Raw genomic sequence first — 26,187 nt, forward strand, 5'->3', positions numbered from 1 at the left:
ACCCATTGAGCCGGCCAGAAGGTTTCCGGGGCGGCGGCTACCGCTGGCCGTAGCGCTGGCCGAAAAAGTCGCCCTTGTTCCACTGGGGCCGGGCCGGGGCCTGCGCCACCTGGTAGCCCACCAGGAAGCAGAGCTGCACGTATTTGCGGCCGGCCTCGAAGTCGAAGCGGCCGTTGATGTCGTCTTGCGGCTTGTGGTAGGTCGCGGCGCGCCACTTCTGCACATCTTCGCTGAGGTTGTTGCGGCCATCGGCGGTTTTATTGCCGTATTTGAGGTGCAGGGCCGGAATGCCGGCCGTCACGAAGCTGTACTGGTCGCTGCGGATGAAGCGATTCTGCTCGGGCTCGGGGTCGGGCTCCAGGTCGAGGACCATGTAGGCGCAGGCTTTTTTCACGCACTCGATAAGCGTGGAATGCGGGGCTCCCAGCGCCACCACGCTCAGCAACGGGGCAATGATGGTGGGCATATCCATGTTGATATCGGACACTATTTTGGCCTTGGGAACGGTAGGATTGGCCGCGAAAGCCGACGAGCCCAGCAGGCCCAGCTCCTCGCCGGTCATGAACACGAAGAGCATGCTGCGCTTCGGCCGGTCTTTGAGGCGGGAATAGACTTTGGCGATTTCGAGCACGCAGGCCACGCCCGAGGCATTATCGTGCGCGCCGTTGTAAATCGAGTCACCCCGCACCGGGGCAGCCACGCCGAGGTGGTCGAGGTGGGCCGAATGCACCACGTACTCGTCGAGCAGCTTGGCATCGGAGCCCACGAATTTGCCCACCACATTGTAGCTCTCAATATCCTGATAAGTAGCCTGTGCGCTGGCGCTAATCGTTGTTTTCAGGCCCGCTGAGGCTGGTTTACCGTTCCGCATGGCCGCGAAAGCCTGCGTGGTATCGAGGCCCGAGGCCTGCAGCAGGCGCTGGAGCGTGGCCGCGCTCACGGCCCCGTAGAACTGCTGCCGGCTGCCCGGCGCAAAGGTGCGCGACACAGCCACCTTGCCATCGGCCCCGAGCACGCTGTACGTGCCGTTTTTGAGGTCAGGCAGCGCGCCGGCGTGGGCAGAGGCCAGTATCAGCCCCACGGCCCCGTGGTTGATGGCCGCCTTCAGCAGCCCCGCCAAATCCTGGCTGGCCGAGGCTACGGTGGACGCAAATGTGCGGGGTGCCCCGCGCACAATCATCACCACCTTGCCCTTCACATCGAGGCCGGCGTAGTCGTCGTAGCCCAGCTCGGGCGCGTTGATGCCGAAGCCGGCGAAGGCCAGCGGGGCGTCCTTCACGCTGGTGGCGGGCAGCTCGGGGCTGGGGTACACCACGTAATCCGGCCCGGCCGTGAGCGGCATTGCAGCCCCCTGCGCATCGCGGGCCGTGAAAGCAGCGCCGGGCTGGAGGAAGGCGCGCCGCAGCCGCACTTTCTGGATGAAGGTGCCACCCTCGCCGGCCGGTTGCACGCCCAGCGTTTTCAGCTGCTGCGTCACGTAATCGACGGCCATCTGGTAGCCGGGGGTGCCGGCCTTGCGGCCCAGCAGGCGGTCGTCGGCCAGGTAGGCGATGTGGGCTTTGATGGCGGCGGGCTGCACTTGCTCTAAGGCGGCAGCTACGGGCTTGGGCACGATGAGCGGGGCTTGCGCCTTGGCGGAGGTGCTGAGGAGCAGGGCAGCGAGGAGACAGAGAGATGTTTGCATAGATTTCGTGAGAATACAGCCAACACAAAGAACGTCATGTCGAGCGCAGCCGAGACATGACGTTCTAGCCTACAGCGCCAGAATCTGCTTCAGCTCGGCGTCGGTCACCGTGAGCAGGCCTACTTTGGGCAGGCGCTGGGTGAGGGTACGCCAGTTGGGCTCCTGCTTGAAAATGGGGCGGAGCAAGGCCAGCGCGGCGGGCACCTGCTGCTTATTGGCCAGCGTAATGGCGTGCCAGTACTTCATTTCCAGGTTCTGGGGAAACATTTTTTCGGCGGCCTGATACTCCTGAATGGCTTTCGGCATGTCATTTTTTTCCACGGCCAGGTCGCCGGCGTTCATGTGGTCGTAGGCGCGGTCCAGACTGAGCAGGCGGTGCAGCTCGGGCAGCGGGGCAGCGCTGTCGTCCACGCGCAGGTCGATGAGGCGGTCGGCCCAGGGGCCTTCGGTGGCGGTGCCGCGCACCACCAGCAGCGCGGCCGACTGCCGGCCGCGCACGTCGCCGCCGGCGGCCTGGGCGGCATCGAGGGCGGCCAGCACACGCTCGGCCAGGGGCAGCTTGGCATTGGCTTCGTAGGCGGCGGCCATGGCGGGCCACACCTTATCCGAAAGCATCATGTTGGCCTGCACCGAGAACTGGTTGCCCTGCTGGTGGCCGGCCATATCAACGCATTTTTTGCCGGTGTGGGTGGCCACGCGGCCCTGGTTGTCGAGAATGGCCACCTGGCGCACGTCGCGGCCGTCGTCGTTGCTCAATAGCTCATCGAGCGCCTGCTGGGCCGTTTTGCCGCTTTTTAGGAGGGCCAGGCCGCGCAGGCCGAAGGACTTGTTGGTGAATGACTGCGTGGCCACCGCGCCCACGCCGGCCTCGGCCCAGCTCACCGAGGTGCCCACCGAAAACCAATGGCTTTGCACAGCCACCGCCATTTCGCCGGTGGCCGGGTCGCGAGCTACAATGCTGAAGGTGTGGGCAAACGGGTCGGTGCGGGAATAAATCTGGGCGGCGGCGGGCCGGCCGACCAGCAACAGAAGCAGCAATGAGGATAGCAGGTACTGAAAGCGCATGAGCGGGGAAGAGAAAATGAATGAATTTACAAAAGGACAACTCAGGCGGCGAAAGGTGGCAGGAATTCGCGCACCAGGCTCCGACCCCAAACGATTTAAATAGCCCGACGGTGGGTTTTCGCATCCCGCACCGGCTGGGCCAAGCCACGGCGATGCGGGAAACAACAACGCGCGAAGCGTTGGAACCGCACTGATTTCCTTATTGTTACTGCCCCTTGGCCCGCCATTATTCATTATCTTGATAAAATTCCGCACCCTACCGTAGCGGGCCAGCTGCTGGCCCTCCGGCCGGGAGCAGCTTACCTTTATTTAGCATCGCAATTATATGACTACGTACCCAAACCTGATTTCCGAGGCTTTCGCCCCCCAGTTTCACGCCTCCGACCCAACCCACGTGCACACCCACGAGCTGCCGCTGTGGCCCGACTGCTTCGCGGCGGTGCGAGCGGGCTACAAGCCCTTCGATGTGCGCCGCAACCACGAGGATTTTCAGGTGGGCGATGTGCTGCTGCTGCGCGAGTTCGACCCCGAAGCCAACAACCATACCGGCCGCACCATTACCCGCTGGGTGAGCTACGTGCTGCAAGGCGGCAACTTCGGCGTAGAGGCCGACTGGTGCGTGCTGGGTTTCAGCAACCAGCCGCCCATTCCGGCGGGCATGACGGATATTCGGCTCTGGTAGCCGCGTCTTAGCTGCTGTAAAAACGGTCATGCTGAGCGCAGCCGAAGCATGACCGTTCTCTTGCCTCTAGCGCCGGGGCTGCGCCAGAAACTGCTTGATGTTGTCGTTCAGAAACTTGGCATCGGCGGGGTTGGGAGCGGCCCCGGCGGTGTGGCCCCACAACGACGGAATGGGCTTGAGCACCACGCCCGGGATGAAGGCGGCTTCGTAGCGGGCATCGGTGAGCGGGAAGTACAGGTCCGTGGCCGAAGGCATGTAGAGAATGGGCGCTTTAATGCTGCGGAGGGCCTTTTCGACGTTGCCTCCGAAGCCGGTAGTGGCGCCCACGTTATTCGATTCCCAGGTTCTCATCTGCAAAATCAGGTCGTTGGCATCGGCTCCGGGGATGAAGTGCGTGCGGTACTCGTGCAGCACCTGCTCGAAGGTGGTGCCGGGCTTATTATCGGCTTTCCAGAGCTCCAGCCGCCACCACTCCTGCGAGTAGAGCCAGGCCGTCCAGACGACGGAAAAGGCTTCAATGCCCTTGGTGGGCGGCGCGGTGTAGTCGCCGTTCTGGAAGGCGGCATCGGCGGTGAGGGCCGCAATCTGGCCTTCGAGGCGCACGATGCCGTGGGGGTAGGTTTTGGCCGTGCCCGAGGTGGCCACGAGGCGGTCGGCAAAGGTGGGGTAGCTCACGGCCCATTGAAAGGCCTGCTGCGCCCCCATCGAAAAGCCGATAATGGCCCGCAGGTGGTTTATTTTCAAATCATTGACCAGCAGCTGATGCACAGCGGCCACGTTGTCGCGGATGGTCATGACGGGGAAGCGCGGGCCGTGGAAGGGCTCCGGCGTGTTGCTGGGCGACGAGGAATGGCCGTTGCCAAACAGCTCGCTGGTGACCAGGAATACTTTGGTGGTATCGAGGGCCTTGCCCGGCCCCATGAGCCACTCGTAGCCGTGGCGGTCGGCCATGTAGTGCGAGGGCAGCAGGATGGCGTTGTCGTGGGCGGCGTTGAGGTGGCCGTAGGTGCCGTACACCACACGGGCCAGGGGCAGGGTGGTCCCGCTTTCAGTCCGGAAATTGGGAATGGTGAAGACGTGGGGCGGCGTGCGGTCGGGGCGCGGCGGGGTGGCGGGCGCGTCCTGGGCGCGGAGCGCGGCGGGGGCCGCCCCCAGCAGGGCGACAAGCAATAGCAAAGACCGGAACGAATGGCGCATAGAGCAGCAGAAAAGCGGCGAACAGTCGCCGGTAGCTGTAACCCGATGGAGCGCCGCGGGTTTACCTTGCTCCTTCGCCGTTGTTGCTTTATGCCCCAAACCCCGCCGCCCGTCATCCAAGTATCGCATTTGCGCAAGGCGTTTGGGGCGCACGCGGTGGTGCAGGACGTGTCGTTTGCGGTAGCAGCCGGCGAAACGCTGGTGCTGCTGGGCCCCAGCGGCTGCGGCAAAACCACGCTGCTCAAAATGCTCAACCGCCTGATTGAGCCCGATGGCGGCCGCATCGAAATCAACGGCCAGGATGTGCTCAGCCAGCGGCCCGAAGTGCTGCGGCGCGGCATTGGCTACGTTATTCAGCAGGTGGGGCTGCTGCCGCACTACACCGTGGCCGAGAACGTGGCCGTGGTGCCCCGCCTGCTGGGCCACGCCCCGGCGGCCATCGCGGCGCGCACCGAGGCGCTGCTCACGCGGCTGCATTTGCCGGCCGCGCGCTACGCCGGGCAGTATCCGCACCAGCTCTCGGGCGGGCAACAGCAGCGCGTGGGGCTGGCCCGCGCCCTGGCCGCCGACCCGCCCATCATCCTGCTCGATGAGCCCTTTGGGGCCCTCGACCCCGTAACCCGGGCCAGCATCCGGCACGAGTTTCGGGAGCTGGAGGAACTGCGCAGCAAAACGATGGTGCTCGTGACCCACGACGTGACCGAAGCCTTCGAGCTCGCCGACCGCATTATGCTGCTCGATGCCGGCCAGATTCAGCAACTGGGCACGCCGCGCGAGCTGCTGTTTCGACCCGCCAACGACTTTGTACGCCGGTTTTTTGCGGCCGAACGGCTGACTTTGCAGCTACGCACGCTCACGTTGGGCGATGTTTTTGAGGGCAATGAAGCCGAAGGACCAAAAGACGCTTTCCGCGCTGGAACCACCGTACACGAGGCACTGGAAGCCCTGACCGGCTCAGCAGCAGCGGCAGCGCCCTTCACGGTGGCCCAACTGATGGCGGGTTTTGGCGAAGCTTTACAACGGGAGGAGGACGCATGGAAACGCTAAGCCCCCTGCGCCCACTCCCCGCTTCCCACTCCCCGCTCCCCCTTTGCCCATGGAAACGCTAACGGCCCTCTTCACTTTCTGGCACGAGCAGGCCGGCAAGCTCGGCGAACAAACGGTGCAGCACATCGGCCTCACGGCGGGCTCGCTGCTGCTGGGGGTACTGGTGGGCGTGCCGCTGGGGCTGTTTTTGTCGCGCCGGCCGCGCTGGGCCCCGGCGGTACTGGGCGTGGCTGGCGTGCTCCAAACGGTGCCCAGCATCGCCCTGCTCGGTTTCCTGATTCCGGTGCTGGGCATTGGGCCGAAACCGGCCATTTTTGCGCTGTTCCTGTATTCGCTGCTGCCCATTATCCGCAACACACTGGCGGGCATTCGGGGGGTGCCGCCGGCCGTGGTGGAAGCCGCCCGGGGCCTCGGCCTGACCGATGGGCAGGTGCTGCGCCGGGTAGAATTGCCGTTGGCGCTGCCGGTGCTCATGGCCGGCATTCGCACGGCCACCGTCATCAACGTGGGTGTGGCCACGCTGGCGGCCTACGTGGCGGCCGGCGGGCTGGGCGAGTTCATTTTCGGCGGCATCGCCCTCAACAACCCGGTGATGATACTGGCCGGTGCCCTGCCCGCCGCCGGCCTGGCCCTGGCGTTTGATGCGCTGCTGGGCGGCGTGCAAAAGCTGAGCACGCGCCGCCTGGGGCAGGTGGGCGCGGCGCTGCTGGTGGCACTGCCACTGCTGGGCGGGCTATACCTGTTGCCCCGCGCCACGGGCAAGCTGCTGGCCGGCTTCAGCCCCGAGTTTGTGGGGCGGGCCGATGGGCTGCCGGGCCTCACCAAAAGCTACGGCCTCACACACCTGCCCAGCGTGGTGCTGGCCCCCGCGCTGGTGTATGAGGCCGCCCGCAATGCCAACGTGGACGTGATTGACGGCTACAGCACCGACGGCCGCATCCGGGCCTACGGCCTGCGCGTGCTGCGCGACGACCGCCGCGTATTCCCGCCCTACTACGCCGTGCCCGTGGTGCGCCCCGCCCTGCTGCGCGAGCATCCCGAGCTGGGAGCAATTCTGGCGATGCTGGACAACCAGATTTCGGACTCGGTAATGACCGATTTGAACTACCGGGCCGACTACCTGCATCAGGCCCCAAAAGCCATTGCCGAAGCCTTTCTACGGCGGCGCGGGCTGTGGCGGGATGCCCGCCCGGCCGTGTCGGGTGCGGCGGTGGTGAAGCTGGGCTCGAAGATTTTCGCCGAGCAGTACATTCTGGCCGAGCTATACGCGGCCCTCATCCGGGGCAATACCGACCTGGCGGTGGAAACCAAAACCGGCCTCGGCGGCACCACCATCTGCTTCGAGGCGCTGCGCAGCGGGGCCATCGATATGTACCCCGAGTACACCGGCACCGGCCTGCTGGTGCTGCTGCAGCCCCGGCCCGCCGTGGTCGACTCGCTGGGCGGGCGGCCGGCAGCGGTGCTGAACTACGTACGCGCAGAGTTCCGCCGCCACTTTGGCCTGGAGTGGCTGGCTCCGCTGGGTTTCAACAACACCTACGCTTTGCTCATGCGTGGGCAGCAGGCGCAGAAGCTTGGCATCATGAGTGTGTCGGATTTGAGCGGGTATCTGCGGCAGTAGCACGGCGGCGCGCCGCAGCCATTCAACCAAAAATCCCCTGCCAGATACTCTGGCAGGGGATTTTTCAGATGCCTGACGGCGTGGTATTACCGCTCGATGTTCAGTCGCAGCGACTCGGTTTTACCATTAGTAACGAGGCGGCACACGTACAAGCCGGTGGACAGGTTGGCACTGTTGAGCGTAGCCGAGTAGAGCTGGCCAGCCGTTACGGTACCATCGTAGAGAGTAGCAATGCGCTGGCCAAGCAGGTTGTATACCACTACTTGTGCTGCGCCATTCTCTGCCGTCCGGAACGACACCGTAGCCTTATCAGCCGCTGGGTTCGGGAACACCGACAGCTCGTTGGTGGAATTGGCCACCGGAGCGTTGGCCGCTACACCGCGGACAGCCGTGGTGCAGTTACCCAGCTGGTCGCCGGGGTGGCCGGTGAGGTGAGCCGGCACGGCGTTGGGCGAGATGCAGATTTCGTGGCCGTTGTGGCACACAATTACCTTGTCCTTATCGCAGTAGGCATTGATGACGTGGAGCGTCACCGTAGCCGTGGCCGTGCAGCCGTACTGGTTGGTCGCCGTCACGGTGAAGGTGAACGTGCCGAGTGTGGTAGCCGTGAACACGGGATTGGATACGGTATTGCTACTGAGTCCTTTGCTTCCAATCCAGACGTAGCTCACGCCGCCCGAGGCAGTTAGCGTGGCGCTCTGAGCACCGTAGCCGATGTATAGGTTGGTAGCGACGCCACCGGTGTACACTGTGCTGCTGGGCGTTACCGCAATGGCCGGAGCCGGAATAGTACCCACTACGCTCACCGTGGCCGGGGCGCTGGCCACGTTGCCGTGGATGTCGGTCACGGTCAGGATTACGGGGTTGTTGCCCAGGTTGGCACAGCTGAAGCTGGTACGGTTGAGACTCAGGCTACGGATACCGCAGGCATCAGTGCTGCCATTATCGACCTGCTCGGCCGTCACCGAAGCCACGCCGTTTACCAGCGTAACGGTTACGGTGCGAGTCGCTACGGTCGGGGCCGTCACGTCGTTCACCGTCATGGTGAAACTGCCGGTGCTGGTGTTGCCGCTGGCGTCGGTGGCCGTCACGCTTACCGTGCTGGTGCCTACCGGGAAGGTGCTGCCCGAAGCCGGGCTGGCAACCACCGTGGCACCGGCGCAGTTATCGGTAGCAGTGGGATTGAAGCTCACCGTGGCCCCGCACTGCGTAGCCGGGGCGCTCACCACCATGTTGGCGGGCACCATCAGGTTCGGGCGCTCGGTGTCGTTCACGGTTACCGTCTGGGTGGCAGTGGCTTTGTTGCCAGCGGCGTCGGTAGCAATCCAGATGACGGTAGTACTGCCCTTGGCGAAGGTGGCCGGGGCATTGTTGGCTACAGTTACGCCGGAGCAGTTGTCCGTTGCAATAGCATTGCCCAGAGCCACGCCCGTGGCGCTACACTGGCCGGGGTTAGCACTTACTACTACCGCGGCGGGCGCGCTGATGATGGGGTTCTCCACATCCAGTACGGTCACTACCTGCGTGGCGGTGGCAGTGAGGCCGACCGCATCCGTAGCAGTCCAGGTTACGGTAGTCAGGCCTTTGAGGAAAACTGCGGGGGCATTGCTCGTTACCATTACGCCGGTGCAGTTGTCGCCGGCAACAGGATTGCCCAGGGCCACATGGCTAGCCGAGCACTGGCCCAGGTCGGCCGAAACCGACACCATAGCCGGGGCCGAAATCGTGGGAGCTTCGGTGTCGTTCACGGTCACCAACTGGGTAGCGGTGGCCGTGTTGCCGCTGGCATCGGTCGCCGTCCAGGTTACCGTAGTCGTGCCCTTGGCGAAGGTGGCCGGAGCGTTGCTAGCCACCATAGCCGAGCAGTTGTCGGCCGCCGTAGCCGTGCCCAGGGCCACGCCGGTGGCGCTACACTGGCCGGCATCGGCACTCACAGTCAAGGCAGCGGGGGCCGTGATGGTAGGCAGGATATTATCCAGCACCGTTACGGTAGCAGTAGCGGTGCTAACGTTGCCGCTGGCATCGGTCACGGTCAGGGTTACCGGGTTGGCACCCAGGTTGGCGCAAGTGAAGCTGCCGGACGATACGCTCACGTTAGCCACGCCGCAGTTATCGGCGCTGCCATTGTTGACCTGGGCGGCGGTTACGCTAGCCTGGCCATTAGCATCGAGCTGCACGGTTACGTTCTGGGCCACGGCCGTTGGGGCAATGGCATCCAGCACGGTCACGTTGGCGGTAGCAGTGCTTACGTGGCCGTAGGCGTCGGTCACAGTCAATAGCACCGGGTTGTTGGCCGAGCCTACGTTGGCGCAGGTATAGGCCAGCTGGGGGACGGGGCTGCCCAAAGTGTAGGTAGCCTGCACGGCGAGGCGCTTGAAGGTGCCGTAGCAGGGGTCACCGAATACCGAGTTGTCAGCCAAGATAGAAGCCGTATTCTGGTTCAGCACATACGACTCTACTATCGACTGGCTGTTGGTGGCGTTGCAGTTACCATATTGAAACGTCCCATTCACGAAGTTGGGCGTACCGTAACTGGCAAAGTTTACGGCGGTGAATACCGCCCCGGCCGGAGCCGAAAGGGTGAGTACACTGTGCTCCTGCGCCTGGCTAAATGCGGATACCAATCCCTGCTTTTGAAGGCTCAACGTAATAGCTCCGCAGTTGTCGCTGCTGCCGTTGTTGACCTGGGCGGCCGTGATGCTGGCCTGCCCGTTGGCATCCAGGTATACGGTCACGTTCTGGGCCACAGCCGTAGGGGCCATCGTGTCGTCCACCAGCACGGTCTGAGTATCGGTGCTAACGTTACCGTTGGCATCGGTCACGGTCAGCGTCACCGGATTAGCGCCGTAGTTGGCGCAGCTAAAGGCCGACTGCGAGAGCGTCATCAAAGCAATGCCGCACGAAGCCGTCGAGCCGCCATCAAACTGGGCAGTCGTGAGCGTAGCCGTGCCATTGGCATCGAGTACCAGCGTGAGCGGGGTGGCGTGGGCCTGCACCGTGCAGGGAATGACGGTGATGCTGAACGACTGCGTGATGAGGCCGTAGCTGGCCCCGTGGTGGTAGAGGTCGGCGGCTACCAGGGTCACGGGGTTGCTGCCGGCATCGGCCACGGCGGGTGTGCCGCTCACGGTACCCGTGCCGTCGCCATTGTCCACCAGCGTCAGCCAGGCGGGCAGGGTCGGCGTTTCTATCTCCAGCTTGTCGCCGTAGGGCAGGTCTGGGTCAGTCATCGAGATGCTGTAGCTGAACGGCTGCCCGGCCACCACCGACAGCGAAGCCGGCGCGGGGGTCGAGGTAAAGCTCGGGGCCGAGTTCACCACAAACTGCAGGCTGTGGGTACTCTGGTCGCTGGAGTTCGTGTTCTGGGCCGTGAAGGTGGCCGCCTTCAGGCCCCAGTCGGCCACTACGGGCGTCCAGTTCAACTGGGTGCTGGTGGGGTTAGCGGCCGGGGTAGGCAGGGCGGGCGAGTAGCTGGCGCTGGCCGGCAGGCCCGTGGCACTCATAATACGCACCAGCGTACCGGGGTCTACATTCGAAGCCTGAATGGTACGGGTTACCAGTGTGCCCGGCGTAATCTGCACGATGCTCCCGTTAGACGGCGTTGGTGGCACGTCAAACGTCGGCTTGGTGCTTACCTGGATGGTCACGGAGGTGTTGGTCTGTACCCCTACCGCGTCCTGCGCCACAAATGTGATAACACTGGTACCGAGTGTGCTAGTGGTGGGCGTCCAGGAGAACGTGCTTAGCACCGGGTTACCGGTGGCGGGCAGAGCTGGGCTCATGCTGGCGCCGGGGGGCAAGCCAATGCCTTTCAGCGTCACGATGTCGCCCGCGTCGCTATCGGTAGCCCGCACCGAGAAATTGATGGGGGTACCAGGAGCCACCTGGTACACGTAGTTGTTGGAAGGAGTAATGCTGTAGTCGAATTTCGGCGGGGCCGAAACATTGGTAATCTGGATAATAAAATCGACCAGAACAACGGTTTTTCCATCGCTCACCTTTACCATCGCATCGTATATGCGGCCCACCGGGGCACTCACAGTATTAAACGTAATGCCGCCCGTAGTGGCATTAATGGCCAGGCCAGGCGCATTGGTGAAGGCGGTACCGTTCAGGTCGGCTGAGGTGGCCAGGCTATATGTGAGGGGGTCGCCATCGGGGTCGTTGGCGGCCAGCTGGAAGGCTGCAGCCGCCTGGCCGGTGGCCAGGTTCACCACCGGGGGCAGCGTCGAAACCGGCGAGTTATTCCCAGTTCCGGCATTTACGATGGTTTTGACGTACCACGTTCCGTTGGCATTATTGAAGAGGGTACTCAGGCGGGCGCTGCTGCTGAAGTAGGCCGTGTAGTTAATAGCGGCCGGGTAGGTGTGCGTGACCGTAAACTCGCCATAAAAGTTATCAGCAGCCACATCTACGGATGTCACAGTCAGGTTGATGGAAGTGACGCCCCCGTCACCGAAATACAGATTATCAGCCACCGAAACGACCGAGCCCACGACGATATTACCGCTAAAAAAGCTGCGGCGAAACGACTCGCTGACCTTTAGCTGCACGGTGCGCCCAGTGGCATCAGTAGTAACCGTGCGCCATGTAATGTTGCCGTAGCGAAAGTGCGAGGCGCGGGCCGGCGAAGCCGCGCCCAAAGCCAGTACGCAGCACAGCAGCACCAAGCGCCAGGCGGCCCCTAGCGTCGGCCAACTGGCACGCATCGGCTGGCCGGCGCTTCCCGTTGGGGCAATGAATGAATGAGTAAGCGTGTTGTCCATGAAGAAGTTGAGCAGGGGTGAAAATTGAATGGTAAGACTAACGAAAGCGAGAGGCAATCCCTTTAGGCTAGATTTTAGATTTTTTATTATATGAAAATTTTAAAAGCTAATCTGTACCGGGGCAGCAAACCTACAATTTCATTCGCCTAAAATACAAATGTTAGTTTTACGTAAAACCGCAAATGCAACTCTGACAGTTGACGATTTTCGCAATTACTCCCGTTTAAAACTTGGCAAATTCATCAAATACAATATCAACAGATTATATTATTAGCAATAACTATAAGTTAATATTTTTGCACTCATCACATAGTTTATCAGTGAAAAACACAAGAAGTATTTTCAAAAAACTGTCGCACGGAGGCAAATTATAGATTTAACTATTCTAATTTTTCATTACCACACGTTCTATTTGCTTTCTCAGGGAAGATGCTGCCTGGGCAGGGGGCATTTGATGCCTGAGCCTCCCCTTGCCCGGCCGGTGTAGATTTGGGGATGAAGAAACCGTTTGTCCTCACCACCGCTACGGCTGCTGATGCCCCCAGCCTCACCCAATTTGTGAACGCCGCCTACCGGGGCGACACCGCCCGCCAGGGCTGGACCACCGAAGCCGACCTGCTCGACGGCCAGCGCATCGACGAAGCCGGCCTGCGCGACATGCTGGCCCTGCCCCACGCCGCCATCCTGCTCTGCCAGAGCGAAACCGGGGAACTGCTCGGTAGCTTCCACGCGCAGGCCAAAGGCGAGTTGCTCTACCTCTCCATGCTGGCCGTGAACCCTGCCGGCCAGACCCAGGGCGTGGGCAAATTCCTGCTGAGCGCAGCCGAGGACTACGGCCGCCAGCACGGCTGTACCACTAGCAAAATGACCGTCATTTCCGTGCGCGCCGAGCTGATTGCCTACTACGAGCGGCGCGGCTACCACCTCACCGGCACCACCGAGCCCTTCCCCACGGACCCACGCTACGGCATTCCGAAGCAGCCGCTGGTGCTGCTGGTGCTGGAGAAATCGCTGTAGCTTCCGGCTACGGCCGCCAGCGAAACGACTGCGCATCCATGGCCCGCATGGTGCACAATACCCCATCGAGGTGGTCGCATTCGTGCTGGAGCAGTTCGGCGATGTCACCCTGCACTTCCCAGCGCTGGGGCTGCCAGTGCTCGTCGCGGTACGTCACGGTGAGGGACACGTGCCGCTGCACCCGCACCAACAGGTTGGGAAAGCACATGCAGTCGTCCCACATCTCGAATAGCTCCGGGCTCAGGTCGGTCAGCGCTGGGTTGAGCAGCACGATGGGACGGCCGTCGAGGTGCAGGTACACCAGGCGCTTCATCACGCCAAGCTGTGGAGCGGCAATGCCCCGGCCGAAGTGGTATTTGGCGCGCACTTCCTGCATCACGTTGTGCAGGTCGGCCACCCAGCCGGCTACCTGGGGCAGGTCGGCTTCGGTCACGGGGGCGCACACTTCGTAGAGGCGCGGGTCGCCCAGCAGCACCATGTCGGCGAGGGTTTTCATGGGGTTGGGTGGGTTAGGGCGAAGGATGGACGGAATGGAAATTAACAAAAGAAAAGAACGTCATGCTGAGCGGAGTCGAAGCATCTCTACCGCTTCGTTGCAACCAATGTTGGTTACTACTGCGGTAGAGATGCTTCGACTCCGCTCAGCATGACGCTCGACTGTACTCAACGACGCTGAACGGCGCTCAGAAAATCATACTCCTACCCTCAGTTTGAACCGGACTTCCCGGCCTCCGCCGTTCGGCCGGGCTGCAAGTAGGTGTCCATCCATTCCAGCCAGAAGCGGTTGCGTTCGCGCTGGCGCACGGGGTCGCTGGCGTTGTGGGCGGGCACGGGCCAGGCGATGAATTTGGTGGTCACGCCATTGTCTTTCAGGGCATGAAACAGCTTGTACGACTGCGTGACGGGCACGCGCGGGTCGGCGGTATTGGCCAGAATGAGGGTGGGCGTGCGGATACGGCCGGCCAGGGTGATGGGCGACTGCTCGCGGTAGTTCTGGAAATTGGCCTCGCTCAGCCAGGGCGAGGGGCCGATGGCGGCGGCGCGCTGCACGTTGGAGTCGCCCAGGTTGTATTGGTCGAGCCAGTCGGTGACGGCCGCGCCGGCCACGGCGGCCTGCCACTGCGCGGGGTAGTGGCCCAGCAGCCACACCGTCATGTAGCCGCCATAGCTCCAGCCGCTCACGCCAATGCGGGAAGTATCAACCATCCCGCTGCGCTTGAGCTGGGCCAGGCCGGCCATCACGTCGCGGCCGGGGCCGGCGCCCGCATCGTGGGTAATGGCGGCTTTGTAGGCGTTGCCGAGGTTGTCGCTGCCCCGGTAGTTGGGCTCGAACACGAAGTAGCCCCGGCCCGCAAACAGCTGGGCCTGGGCCGAAAAGGTAGCCGTGGAAGCGGCCGTAGGGCCGCCGTGGATAACGAGCACCAGTGGGTAGGTTTTGCCGGGTGTGTAGTTGGAAGGGTAGGTCAGCTCGCCATCGTTGGTCACGCCGTCCGACTGCCAGGTGAGGGTCTGGGCCTTGCCCAATTGCAGGGCGCGCACCTCTTTATGAAAGTCGGTGAGGGCTTTGGGGGCAGCCGTGGGCGAGGCCATGTAGTAAAGCTCGGCGGGGTGGCCGGGGTCGGTGCCGATGAAGGCCAGGGCGCCGGTGCGGCTCACGGCCACATCTACCCAAAACGACCAGTTCGGGCTCACCGTGCCCAGGTTGAGCTTGCGGGCCGCGCCGCCCTTCAGCGGCTGCAGCCACAGGGCGGTGCGGTTGCCATCGAGCCCGCCCAGGAGCAGGTTCTTGCCATCGGGCATCCAGATGGTGCGAAACACGTCACGGTCTAGGGCTGGGGTCAGGTTGCGACCTTCGCCGCCGGCCGCGGGCGTTACCCATATTTCGTTGATGTTGTTGGTGTTGCCCTGGCGCGGGTACCAGTAGGAAAGCTGGCTGCCATCGGGCGAAAACGTGGGGTAGCCCTCCAGCATCTTGCGGCCGGTGAGGGGGCGCACAGTACCATCGGCCACGTTCAGCACCTGCGCGGTGCGCTGGTTGCCATCGCCGGAATACGGCCCCGGCACCTGCACGAAGGTCAGCGACTTGCCATCGGCACTCCAGGACAGGGGCGACGAGGGGGCGCCCGGCGGAATGGTCACCGGCAGGCTCCACGCGCCGGAGGTGAGGCGGGTGGCCGCGCCACCGGCCGCCGGCACCAGCCAGATGTGCGAAACCGTAGGCGCGGCACCCAGAAACAGGTCGTTGTTGCCCACCTCAAACGCGTCGTAGCCCTTGTCGGGCGGGCCGGCTGCGTTGCTGGCCTTGTCGGCCGTCACGTAGGCTACCGTCCCGCCGTCGGGCCGCCAGGCGTAGTGCTGCACGCCTCTGCGGGCATTGGTAAGCCGGCGGGGTTCGCCGCCGCGCAGGGCCTGCACAAACAGCTGCGGCACCGAGTCCTTGCCGGCCCCGGTTTTGACCAGGTAAGCCAGCTCCTGGCCGTTGGGCGACCAGCGAGGCTGCGTCAGGCCGAGGCGGCCGGCCGCCAGCGTGCGCTGCTCCCCGTTGGCCGGGTTCACCAGTACCAGGCTGGTCAGAAACCGGTCTTCGGCGTAGTCGGGCGTGGTCACCACCAGGGCAATACTTTTGCCATCGGGCGAAAACTGCGGGTCGGCCAAGCCGGTCATTTTGGCCAGGTCGCCCAGCTCAAAAGGGCGATTTTGAGCCCGGAGGGCCGCCGTAGGCAGCAACAGCAGCCACAGCAGGGCCAGGTGCCAGGAGGAGAAGTTTTTCATGGGACGAGAGATGATTAAAATATAGTGATAAAGAACGTCATGCCGAGCGCAGCCGAGGCATCGCGCTCGAATCGTCCTCACGATTGAGTTGTTACCCCAAGCGAGATACCTCGGCTGCGCTCGGCATGACGTTCTGTTTCCAGCATGACGGACGGCTGCCACCCAGCTTTTCAAAGCAGCGGGTGCGTTAGTCGCGGTAGTTCAGCGCCGGCTTGCGGTCGCCGAGCAGGGGTTTGTACACGTAGCTGCCCACTTTCTGCTTTAGCTCCGCTTTCGCCTTAGCCACCAATTCGGCATCGCTGAACAGGTCGATGGCGGTGAGGGCCATGGTTTTGGCGGCCACCATCATGCCTTTGCTGCCAATTTCTTTGCCGCTGCACGCCACGGCCTGCCAGCTGTGGGCGGGTGTGCCGGGTATCCAGGTGGCGGCCATCAGGCCCACGGTGGGCACCACGTAGCTCACGTCGCCCACGTCGCTGCTGCCGCCGAGGTCGCGCAGCAGGTAAGGCGATACTTCGGCGGCCTGAGCTACGGGCGGCGCGGGCGCGCCCAGCGACTCCTGAATTTTCTTGCCGAAAGCGGCTTCTTCGGCCGTGTAGCTCACGCCGCCCACCTGCTCCAGGTTGCGCTGCAGGGTGTGGGCCAGGGTTTCGTTGATAAGCAAATCGTGCGTGCCGCCGATGATTTCATAGTCCATGGTGGTGCCGGTGCCCAGGGCGGCGCCCTCGGCGGCTTTCACCACGCGGGCAAACACGGCCTCTACCTCAGCGCGGTTGGGGTGGCGCACGTAGTAGTACACCTCGGCGAAATCGGGCACTACGTTGGGGGCCTTACCGCCGTTGGTGATGACGTAGTGAATGCGGGTTTCCTGGGGCACGTGCTCGCGCATCATGTTCACCATGTTGTCCATAGCCTCCACGCCGTCGAGGGCGCTGCGGCCCCGCTCGGGCGCGGCGGCGGCGTGCGCGGCCACGCCGTGAAACCGGAATTTGGCCGACGAATTAGCAATATACTTGCCCACCATCGTGGCGTTTTCGCTGCCGGGGTGCCAGTGCAGCACGGCATCCACGCCGTTGAACAGGCCGGCCCGCACCAGGTACACCTTACCGCTGCCGCCCTCCTCGGCCGGGCAGCCGTACACCTTCACGGTGCCGTGCAGCTTGCCTTCCTTCATCAGCTTCTTGATTTCGATACCGGCCGCCACGCTGGCCGTGCCGAAGAGGTTGTGGCCGCAGCCGTGGCCCGCGTTCTGCCCGGCAATGGGCGATTTATCGGCCACGGCCTCCTGGGCCAGGCCCGGCAGCGCATCGTACTCGGCCAAGATGCCGATAACCGGCTGGCCGCTGCCGTAGGTGGCCACAAACGCCGTGGGAATGTCGGCCACGCCGGCCTGCACCGTGAAGCCGTTTTTGCGCAGCGTTTCCTGCAGCAGCGCCGAGCTTTTGGTTTCCTTGTAGCCCATCTCGGCAAAGCCCCAGATGCGCTGCGCCACCTGCTGATACTCGGCGTAGTGGGCCTGCAAATCCTGCAGGGCTTCAGTTTTGAGGGCTTCGGTGGGTGGCTGGGCCGGGCGGAAGGCGGCCAGCAGGGCGGCCGTCAACAGGGTCAGGGTCGTGTATTTTTTCATCGAATGCATGTGGCGAAGTACGCTAATATTTAACTGGTTATCCAACTCCTGGCTTTCCGATAGCAACCGCCACCAGCCGGCGCAATTAATCGGGCTGGAGGCATTCGCGCCGGCCGGCTTTACCGCGCCAGCTTCTCAGCCCGCAGCAGGTCGTCGCTGGCTTGCAGCAGCTTGGCGCGTAGCTGCGGGTTGTAGTCCGGATGCGCGGCCAGAAAGGTGCGCACGGTGGCCGCCGCTGTGGGCGTTTGGTAGCTGCCCAGCGTAGCCTGTAGCCAGCCATAGGGAAAGAAAATATCGCCAGTGAGCTGAATTTCCTGCAATAAATCAAGGCTGGCGGGCAGGTATTTTTCCGACGTGGCCTGGCGCAGCGGGTGGTGCAGGTAGCCGAGCGCGGCGGTGACCCAAGCTTCTTTGGCGCGGCCGGGCTTCGTTTTCAGGCTTTCGAAAAAGGTGTCGCGGGTGGCAACATCGGATGAAAGCGCGGGCATGAGGTACTGCAAGCGCTGGCGGCGGTCTTCGTTTTTGATGCGGGCGAGCTGGGCGGGCAGAATGGGCTCAGCGGCCGGATAGTCGCGCACGGCCAGCGCCAGGGCCAGGGCGGTGTAGTCGTCCTCGGTCAGCTTCACGCGGGCGGGCGCTTTTTCGGTTTGCCAGATGTGGTAGAGGCGGGCCTGCGCCGGCTGGCTGAGTGCCACGGACTGGTAGGTTTTGAAAAGCAGCTTCTGGGAATTGACCGAGGGGTTTTTCTGCAATGCCGCCCACAGGTCCTTCTCCAAAGCCGGCCCCACGGCCAGCCGCTGGGTGGGCGTGAGAAACTGCCAGAAAACAGCGCTGGCCTGCCCCGTGAGCAGCTTCAGATTCAGCTCCTCGGGCTCCAGGGTAAGGGCTTGCCGATACACGCTGAGCAGCGCCAGCGGCCGGATAACCTGGCCGTTGAGCATGTTCTCGTAGAGGTTGACGTAGGCGGCGGCGCGGGCCACCGGGTTTTTCAGCTTCGAAAGCTGCGCGGTTAGCGCCGGGGCGGTCGGAAACACACCGTAGCCCAGGCCCGACGAGTTGTAAAGCACGAGGCGCGGGGCGGGCTCGCCCACGGCCTGGGTTACGGGCACGGTACGCGCGTTCATGTTCACGGTCAGCTCTTTGGTGTGGCCGTCGGGGTACATCAGCAATACTTCGAACAGCTGGGGCCAGAGGCGGTCGGAGCCATCTTCGGCGCGCTGGGTGAGGGTGAGGCTGGTGATTTTATTGGCGCTGGTTTGCAGGTCGGCGGTGAAGACAGGGCGGCCGGGCTGGTTCACCCACACCTGGTTCCAGGCCTGCAGGTCGGCGGGGGTGCGGGCGTCGAGGATTTTGATGAGGTCGGGCCAGGTGGCGTTGCCGTGGGCGTAGATTTTAAGGTATTCGCGCAGGCCGTCGCGGAAGGGTTCGGGCCCCATCAGGCGCTCCAGCTGCCGCATCATAATGGGCGCTTTGTGGTAGATGATATTGCCGTAGAGCGAGCCCGCGTCCTGCAGGTTGGTCAGCGGCTGGCGGATGGGGTTGGCCCCGGCGGTGCGGTCGATGCCGTAGGCGGCGGGGTAGTGGTCGATAACGAATTTGAGGTCGTAGTTCGAGTTTTTGACGGCCACCTGCGTGATTTTATCGGCCATGAAATTGGCGAATACCTCCTTCATCCACACGTCGTTGAACCACTGCATGGTCACCAAATCGCCGAACCACATGTGCGCCGTTTCGTGCGACACCAGGTTGGAGCGGGCCAGCACCTGGTCCTGGGTCGCGCCCTCGTCCAGAAACAGCGTAGAGGCCTTGTAATCAATGGCCCCCACGTGCTCCATGCCCCCGTATTGGAAGTCGGGAATGGCCACGAAATCAAACTTCTGAAACGGGTACGGCAGGCCGGTGTACGCAGTCATAAACGCCAGCGCATCGGCGTGCAGCTGGAAAATGGGGTCGAGGCTCAGACGCAGCTTCGTGGAGTCGGTTTCGCGGTGCAGCAGGCTCATAGCCCGGCCGTTCAGCGTCCGGTTTAGCCGCGTGAACTTGCCCGCCGCGAAGGAAAACAGGTAGGTACTCATGCTGTCGGAAGCAGCAAAAAGATACTGTTTCGTTGCTCCATTCAGGGTCGAATCCTGCACGGGGGCGTTGGCTATGGCTTGCCAGCCGGCGGGCACGGTGAGGGCCAGCGTGAACGTGGCTTTCAAATTGGGCTGGTCGAACACGGGCACGACGGTGCGGGCGCGGTCGGGCACCAGCAGCGTGTAGAGGTAATCGTCATTGCGATTGAGTGACTGCTCGCCAGCCCGCAGGCGAATTTCGGCCACGTTATGGCCCCGGCGCAGGGCGGCGACAGGCAGCACGAGGTGCTCGTTGCGGTGGTCGAGGGCCACGGGCTGGCCGTTGACGGTGAGGCTGTGCAGGTTGCCGGTGGGGGCTTTAAAGTCAAGCTGTACCGGGTGGCGATTATCCTTCAGATTGAAGGAAACCTGCTCAATGGCTTCAATGGGCTCCGTTTTCAGCGCCGGAACATGCAGGCTAAGGTTATAGGCCACCCCGCTGATGGTGGCCTTGCGCGCCACGGCCACCATTTCGGAGACGCCGGTGGTCACGGGCGGGTCGGGCTCGGTGGGCTCGGTGGGCAGCGGCGCTTTCGCAGTGGTCACGGGCGTGGTGAACATGGGCGCGCGGTGGCAGGCGGTGGCAAGCAGTGCGAGCAGAACCGCCCCGGCCCTGCCATATTTACAAAAGCGAAATGTCATTGGAATAGGCCAGTGCTGAGAGCTTCAAAAGTAACCGCTGCTTCGTGAGTACCGTGCTGCCGCCGTCTGCCATGTCATTGCCCGTGCGGCTGTACCCGCTAGGCGATGCGGCCGTGGTGCTGGAATTCGGCAACGATATCAGTGCGGCTACGCACCGGGCCATCGCGGCTTTCAGCGCCCGGCTGCTGCGGCAGCCGTTTGCGGGCCTGCGCGAGATGGTACCCGCCTTCACTACACTCACCGTGTATTACGACCCGTGGCTGGCCAGCGGCAACGGCCAGCACATGCCCTACGAGCGGGTGGCGGCCCAGCTGCGCGAGCTACTCCCGGTTTCTGGAGAAGCTGAAGCCGCCGAAGAAACCGAAGTAGTGGAAATCCCGGTGTGCTACGGCGGCGCGTTCGGGCCGGATTTAGCCTTCGTAGCCCAGCACACCGGACTGAGCCCGGCGGCAGTAATTGCCCTGCACACGGCCCCCGAATACTTGGTGCATATGATTGGCTTCGCACCCGGCTTCCCCTACGTGGGCGGGCTCGATGCGCGGCTGGCCACGCCGCGCCGGCCGCAGCCGCGCCCGCTGGTACCGGCCGGCACGGTAGGCATCGCGGGGCCGCAAACGGGGATTTACTCGCTGCCCACGCCGGGCGGCTGGCAGCTTATTGGCCGCACGCCCCTGGCGCTGTTCGATGCCGGATGGGAGCAGCCCAGCCGGCTGCGGGCGGGGCAAAAGCTGCGGTTTGTGGCAATTTCAGAGGCGGAGTTTGCGGAGATTCAGCCGCCGCAGCCATGAGTCTGCACATTCTCCGTCCCGGCCTGCTGACCACCGTACAGGACCTCGGCCGCTTCGGCTACCAGCAGCATGGCATCATCGTGAGTGGCGCGATGGATGCCGTGGCCCTGCGCGTGGCCAACCTGCTGGTGGGTAATGAGGACAATGCCGCCGGCCTCGAAAGCACCTTGCTCGGCCCAAAAATCCGCTTCGAAACCAACCACCTTATTGCCCTTACCGGGGCGCACTTTTCCCCCACCCTCAACGGACAGCCGGTGGGGCGGGACCGCGCCATTTGGGTGGCGGCCGGCGCGGAGCTGGCGTTTGGGCCGGCCGTGGCGGGATGCAGGGCGTACCTGGCGGTGGCGGGCGGCGTGGCCGTGCCGCTGGTGCTGGGCAGCCGCAGCACGTATTTACGGGCTGGCTTTGGAGGATTGGATGGCCGGGCATTGCGGGCGGGTGATGAGCTGCCAATTGGTGAGTCTTCCGCCACTGGCGCGGCAATTCGGGCTTCCCTTTTCAACAGCCAAGAACAATGGAACCAGGCCCGCTTCACGCCCGGCCCGTACCTGTGCCCAATGCCCCGGCCAGAGCCCGTTATCCGCGCCGTGCCCGGGCCGGAGTACGCGCAGTTTTCGGCCGCCAGCCAGCGGGCTTTCTGGCGGGAGCCGTTCACCATCACGCCCGAGGCCGACCGCATGGGCTACCGCCTGCAGGGGCCGAAACTTGAGCGGCCCGCCGCGACGGAGCTGCTGTCGAGCGCCGTTACGCTCGGCACGGTGCAGGTGCCGGCCGGCGGGCAGCCCATTGTGCTGCTGGCCGACCACCAGACCACCGGCGGCTACCCCCGCCTGGCGCAGGTTATCAGTGCCGATTTTTCGGCGCTGGCGCAGGCGCGGCCGGGGCAGCAGCTGCGGTTTGAGAAACTGACGCTGGACGAGGCGCAGGCGCTGTACCTTGCGCAGGAAGCGCGGCTGCGCGGGTTGCAAAGCGGGATTGCAGCGGTTTTTCGAGTCTGAAATAAGAACGTCATGCTGAGCGCAGCCGAAGCATCTCATGTGCCACCACTAATTCCGAATCGATTTGATTACGACCCCACGCGAGATGCTTCGGCTGCGCTCAGCATGACGTTCTTATTGGCTTATTTATTCCTCTTTCCCTGCTTATGCCCCCAACCCACTCCGTTGACCTGAACTGCGACATGGGCGAAAGCTTCGGGGCCTGGACCCTGGGCCACGATGCCGCGCTCATGCCCTTCATCACCTCGGCCAACATTGCCTGCGGCTACCACGCCGGCGACCCGGCCGTGATGCGCGCCACCGTGCGGGCCGCGCTGCAGCACAACGTGGCCATTGGGGCCCACCCCGGCCTGCCCGATTTGGTGGGCTTCGGCCGGCGCGACATAGCCATTTCGCCCGAAGAAGCCTTTGATATGACGGTGTATCAGCTGGGAGCCATTCAGGCCGTGGCGAAGGCCGAGGGCGGCTACCTCCACCACCTCAAGCCCCACGGCGCGCTCTACAACATGGCCGCCACCAACGCCGCGCTGGCCACCGCCATTGCCGAAGCCGTGTACAAGGTGCAGCCCGAGCTGGTGCTCTACGGCCTGGCCGGCTCCGAGCTCACCAAAGCCGGCGAGCAGCTGGGCCTGCGCACCGCCCACGAAGTATTTGCCGACCGCACTTACCAGGCCAACGGCACCCTCACCCCGCGCCGCCAGCCCGACGCCCTCATCACCGATGCCAACGTGGCCATTGCGCAGGTGCTGCGCATGGTGCAAGGCGGCGGCGTACGCACCCAGCAGGGCACCGACATGGCCATCCGGGCCGATACCGTGTGCCTGCACGGCGACGGGGCCCACGCCCTCGAATTTGCCCAGCGCCTGAACACAGAGCTACGCGCCGCCGGCGTGCAGCTGCAAGCCACCAACTCAAAAAGCGCCCGATGAAGCCGAAGTTTCGCACATTCGGTGGGGCCAGCCTGGGGGCGGCATTTCTGATGGCCAACTCGTCCATCGGGCCGGGGTTTCTTACCCAGACTACGGTATTTACCCAGCAGCTGCTCACCAGCTTCGGGTTTGTCATTCTGATTTCGGTGGTGCTCGATGTAGGCGCGCAGCTCAACACCTGGCGCATCCTCACGGTGAGCGAGCTGCGGGCGCAGGACCTGGCCAACCGGCTGCTGCCGGGACTGGGCTACCTGCTGGCAGCGCTGGTTATTTTGGGCGGCTTCGCCTTCAATATCGGCAACATTGCGGGCTGCGGGCTGGGGCTGAATGTGCTCACCGGCCTGAGCTACGAGCAGGGCGCCATCATCAGCTGCGGGGTGGCGCTGCTGCTGTTCTGGGTGCGCGAAATCGGGAAGATGCTCGACGGCTTCACCAAGATTCTCGGCACCGTCAAGATTCTGCTCACGCTGGGCATTGCCTTCAGCGCGCACCCTCCCCTGTTGCAGGCACTGCACCACACGCTGCTGCCGGTCAAAATCAGCGCGGCCGCTATTGTGACGATTGTGGGCGGCACGGTGGGCGGCTACATCACGTTTTCGGGCGCGCACCGGCTGCTCGATGCGGGCATCAAGGGCATTGAAAACCAAGCGGAAGTGACGCGTAGTGCCGTGAGCGGCATCGTTATTTCCACGGTGATGCGGTTTGTGCTGTTTCTGGCCATTGTGGGCGTGCTCAGCCACGGGGCAGTGCTGGAGGCCGACAACCCGGCGGCGGGCGTATTCCGCGCGGCGGCAGGCGAGGTGGGCTTCCGGGTGTTCGGGGTGATTTTGTGGAGCGCGGCTATTTCGTCGGTGGTGGGCGCGGCGTACACGTCGGTATCGTTTTTCAAGACCTTTCACCCGGTTTTTGCGCGGTATGAGCGGGCGTGCATTTCAGTGTTTATCATTCTATCAACCAGTATTTTTGTCTTCATCGGCAAGCCCACGCAGCTGCTCATTTTCGCCGGGGCCATCAATGGGCTGATTCTGCCCATCGCGCTGGGCATCGTGCTGGTAGCAGCCACCAGCCGCCGCCTGATGGGCAACTACCGCCACCCGCGCTGGATGCTGGCCGCCGGCTGGATAGTAGTGATGGTGATGGGCGGCCTGAGCATCCCCGTGCTGGTAGACCAGGTGGGCGGAATGCTGCGGTGAATTGTTTGAATCGCCGCCTGACGTAAAACCTCACCCCCAGCCCCTCTCCAAAAGAGAGGGGAGCCGAACGGCCTCTAGGTTGGGATTTCGAAACCGTTTAGAAAAATGCCCGTGCCGCCATGGCTCCCCTCTCTTTTGGAGAGGGGCCGGGGGTGAGGTTCCGCCGCCTGCGCCGTATAAAGCGACATGATGCTCCCCCCCTACCGCCGCGAAACGCTAATCCAACAGCTGACCGATACCCCCGCCTGGGACCTCATCGTCATCGGCGGGGGGGCCACGGGGCTGGGCGTGGCGCTCGACGGCCTCAGCCGGGGCTACAAAACGCTGCTGCTGGAGCAGGCTGATTTTGCCAAAGGCACCAGCAGCCGCAGCACCAAGCTGGTGCACGGCGGCGTGCGCTACCTCGCGCAGGGCGATATCGGGCTGGTGCGCGAGGCGCTGCACGAGCGCGGCCTGCTGCTGCAGAATGCGCCGCACCTGTGCCACAATCAGGCGTTTATCATCCCGAACTATACCTGGTGGGGCGGTCCGTTCTACACCATCGGCCTGAAGCTATACGACCTGCTGGCCGGGCACCTCAGCCTGGGCACATCCACCCACCTGAGCCGGGCCGAAACCCTGCGGCAGCTGCCCACTCTACGCCCGGCCGGCCTACGCGGCGGCGTGCTGTACCACGACGGCCAGTTCGACGACGCCCGCCTGGCCATAAACCTGGCCCAGACCTGCCTCGACCACGGTGGCACGGCCCTCAACTACTGCGCGGTGCATGGCCTGCTGAAAGACGCCCACGGCCGCGTGGCCGGCGTGCGCGCCACCGACCTCGAAACCGGCCGCGAATATGAGCTAAGGGCCAAAACCGTAGTAAATGCCACCGGCATTTTCGTGGATGAAATCCGGCAGCTTGACGAACTGAAAGCCCGGCCGCTGGTGCAGCCCAGCCAGGGCGTGCACCTCGTGCTGGACCAGGCATTTCTGCCCGGCACAGCGGCCCTCATGATTCCGCACACCGACGATGGCCGCGTGCTATTCGCCGTGCCGTGGCAGGGCCGCATCGTGCTGGGCACCACCGATACGCCCGTGCCCACTGCCACCCTGGAACCCCGCGCCCAGGAAGCCGAAATCGACTTTCTGCTGCGCACCGCCGCGCAGTACCTCACCCGTGCGCCTACCCGCGCCGATGTGCGCAGCATCTTCGTGGGCCTGCGCCCGCTAGCGGCCTCAGCTGCGGGCTCCACCAAAACCAAGGAGGTATCACGCCGCCACAAAATCGTGGCTTCGGCCAGCGGCCTCATCACTATCACGGGCGGCAAGTGGACCACCTACCGCCGCATGGGCCAGGATACCATCGACCAAGCTATTAAGCTGCACCAGCTGCCGGCCGCCGCCAGCCACACGGCGCACCTGGCCATTCACGGCGCGGCCTCATCAACCGAAAATTCCGGCGGCCCAGCCCACTTAGCTGCCTACGGCAGCGACCAGCCGGCGCTATCAAAACTCATTGCCGACAATCCGGCGCTGGGCGCGAAGCTGGATTCAGCATTTGAATTCTTACTGGCCGAAGTAGTGTGGGCCGCCCGCCACGAGCTGGCCCGCACCGTAGAAGACGTACTGGCCCGGCGTGTACGCCTGCTGTTTCTGGATGCCGCCGCTGCAATACGCGCCGCCCCCACCGTAGCCGCCCTGCTGGTCCAGGAGTTGGGCCACGATGCCGCCTGGCAAGCCGGGCAGGTGGCGGCCTTCGCGGAGCTGGCGCGGGGATACCAGTTGGCCAGTTAATGAATCAGAAAAACACAGAACATCATGTCGAGCGCCGCCGAGACACCTCGCTCGGAGCAGTACCCCAATAATCAGGCACTTGTGCAGAAGTACCCGTAAGCTCCGGTCCGACCACCCTAGGCGGTCGGACCGGTTGTCGTGAGGACGAAATCGGGGGTGCTTCAACCGGTCGGACCGCCTAGGGCGGTCGGACCGGAGCATACCGGTATTTCTGCTTGGCTGTGACGGCACGCGAGATATGTCGGCGGCGCTCGACATGATGCACTTAT

17 protein-coding genes are annotated in these 26,187 nt (G+C 63.7%); 9 read left to right on the plus strand and 8 right to left on the minus strand.

Annotation, left to right across the window (positions count from 1 at the left end; genetic code table 11):
- Positions 1–37: 37 nt before the first annotated feature.
- Together KQ661_RS01220 and KQ661_RS01225 are read right to left on the minus strand one after the other, a co-directional pair.
- Positions 38–1,684, minus strand: coding sequence for a M28 family peptidase (locus KQ661_RS01220; protein ID WP_216685442.1), 1,647 nt, complete (start codon positions 1,682–1,684; stop codon positions 38–40).
- A 69-nt stretch (positions 1,685–1,753) separates the two neighbouring features.
- Positions 1,754–2,749, minus strand: a complete 996-nt coding sequence (locus KQ661_RS01225) for a DUF1028 domain-containing protein (RefSeq protein ID WP_216685443.1) — start codon at positions 2,747–2,749, stop codon at positions 1,754–1,756.
- A gap of 325 nt (positions 2,750–3,074) precedes the next feature.
- On the opposite strand from KQ661_RS01225, the gene KQ661_RS01230 reads away from it, so the two are divergent.
- Positions 3,075–3,431 carry an ASCH/PUA domain-containing protein gene (locus tag KQ661_RS01230; protein WP_216678987.1) on the plus strand — a complete coding sequence of 119 codons (357 nt, stop codon included), beginning with the start codon at positions 3,075–3,077 and terminating at the stop codon, positions 3,429–3,431.
- Positions 3,432–3,497: 66 nt separating this feature from the next.
- Here the strand turns inward: KQ661_RS01230 and KQ661_RS01235 are convergent, their stop codons facing one another.
- Positions 3,498–4,628, minus strand: a complete 1,131-nt coding sequence (locus tag KQ661_RS01235; RefSeq protein WP_216678988.1) for an alpha/beta fold hydrolase — start codon at positions 4,626–4,628, stop codon at positions 3,498–3,500.
- A gap of 90 nt (positions 4,629–4,718) precedes the next feature.
- Between KQ661_RS01235 and KQ661_RS01240 the strand changes: the two genes are divergently transcribed.
- Together KQ661_RS01240 and KQ661_RS01245 are read left to right on the plus strand one after the other, a co-directional pair.
- Complete coding sequence (locus KQ661_RS01240; protein ID WP_216678989.1) at positions 4,719–5,675, plus strand: ABC transporter ATP-binding protein; 957 nt, start codon at positions 4,719–4,721, stop codon at positions 5,673–5,675.
- Positions 5,676–5,724: 49 nt separating this feature from the next.
- Positions 5,725–7,296 carry an ABC transporter permease/substrate-binding protein gene (locus KQ661_RS01245; RefSeq protein WP_216678990.1) on the plus strand — a complete coding sequence of 524 codons (1,572 nt, stop codon included), beginning with the start codon at positions 5,725–5,727 and terminating at the stop codon, positions 7,294–7,296.
- An 86-nt stretch (positions 7,297–7,382) separates the two neighbouring features.
- Here KQ661_RS01245 and KQ661_RS01250 read toward each other — a convergent pair whose 3' ends face one another.
- Positions 7,383–12,062 (minus strand): HYR domain-containing protein, encoded by a 4,680-nt coding sequence (locus KQ661_RS01250; RefSeq protein WP_216685444.1) that lies wholly within the window; start codon positions 12,060–12,062, stop codon positions 7,383–7,385.
- Between the two features lie 495 nt (positions 12,063–12,557).
- On the opposite strand from KQ661_RS01250, the gene KQ661_RS01255 reads away from it, so the two are divergent.
- Complete coding sequence (locus KQ661_RS01255) at positions 12,558–13,079, plus strand: GNAT family N-acetyltransferase (RefSeq protein ID WP_216685445.1); 522 nt, start codon at positions 12,558–12,560, stop codon at positions 13,077–13,079.
- Positions 13,080–13,086: 7 nt separating this feature from the next.
- On the opposite strand, the gene KQ661_RS01260 is transcribed toward KQ661_RS01255, so the two are convergent.
- From KQ661_RS01260 to KQ661_RS01275, 4 genes are all read right to left on the minus strand, one after another.
- The gene (locus tag KQ661_RS01260) at positions 13,087–13,575 is read right to left on the minus strand and encodes a peptide deformylase (RefSeq protein ID WP_216685446.1); all 489 of its coding nucleotides are present in this window, start codon (positions 13,573–13,575) and stop codon (positions 13,087–13,089) included.
- Between the two features lie 209 nt (positions 13,576–13,784).
- On the minus strand, positions 13,785–15,851 hold the full coding sequence (locus KQ661_RS01265; protein WP_216685447.1) for a S9 family peptidase: 2,067 nt from the start codon (positions 15,849–15,851) through the stop codon (positions 13,785–13,787).
- Between the two features lie 187 nt (positions 15,852–16,038).
- Complete coding sequence (locus KQ661_RS01270) at positions 16,039–17,478, minus strand: amidohydrolase (protein ID WP_216685448.1); 1,440 nt, start codon at positions 17,476–17,478, stop codon at positions 16,039–16,041.
- Between the two features lie 119 nt (positions 17,479–17,597).
- Positions 17,598–20,138, minus strand: a complete 2,541-nt coding sequence (locus KQ661_RS01275) for a M1 family metallopeptidase (RefSeq protein ID WP_317196050.1) — start codon at positions 20,136–20,138, stop codon at positions 17,598–17,600.
- Between the two features lie 149 nt (positions 20,139–20,287).
- Between KQ661_RS01275 and pxpB the strand changes: the two genes are divergently transcribed.
- The 5 genes from pxpB to KQ661_RS01300 all read left to right on the plus strand — a co-directional run bounded on the left by pxpB (position 20,288) and on the right by KQ661_RS01300 (position 25,918).
- Positions 20,288–21,022, plus strand: a complete 735-nt coding sequence (gene pxpB, locus KQ661_RS01280) for a 5-oxoprolinase subunit PxpB (RefSeq protein WP_317196051.1) — start codon at positions 20,288–20,290, stop codon at positions 21,020–21,022.
- On the plus strand, positions 21,019–22,020 hold the full coding sequence (locus KQ661_RS01285) for a 5-oxoprolinase subunit C family protein (protein ID WP_216685450.1): 1,002 nt from the start codon (positions 21,019–21,021) through the stop codon (positions 22,018–22,020). The genes pxpB and KQ661_RS01285 overlap by 4 nt, the downstream gene beginning before the upstream one ends.
- A gap of 146 nt (positions 22,021–22,166) precedes the next feature.
- Complete coding sequence (locus KQ661_RS01290; protein WP_216685451.1) at positions 22,167–22,949, plus strand: LamB/YcsF family protein; 783 nt, start codon at positions 22,167–22,169, stop codon at positions 22,947–22,949.
- Positions 22,946–24,142 (plus strand): NRAMP family divalent metal transporter, encoded by a 1,197-nt coding sequence (locus KQ661_RS01295; RefSeq protein ID WP_216679001.1) that lies wholly within the window; start codon positions 22,946–22,948, stop codon positions 24,140–24,142. The genes KQ661_RS01290 and KQ661_RS01295 overlap by 4 nt, the downstream gene beginning before the upstream one ends.
- 186 nt (positions 24,143–24,328) lie before the next feature.
- Entirely contained in the window at positions 24,329–25,918 is a 1,590-nt protein-coding gene (locus KQ661_RS01300; RefSeq protein WP_235726908.1) for a glycerol-3-phosphate dehydrogenase/oxidase, read from the plus strand.
- The last annotated feature ends 269 nt before the right edge of the window (positions 25,919–26,187 follow it).

The organism is Hymenobacter siberiensis (assembly GCF_018967845.1).
In the GTDB taxonomy this organism is placed as follows: domain Bacteria; phylum Bacteroidota; class Bacteroidia; order Cytophagales; family Hymenobacteraceae; genus Hymenobacter; species Hymenobacter siberiensis.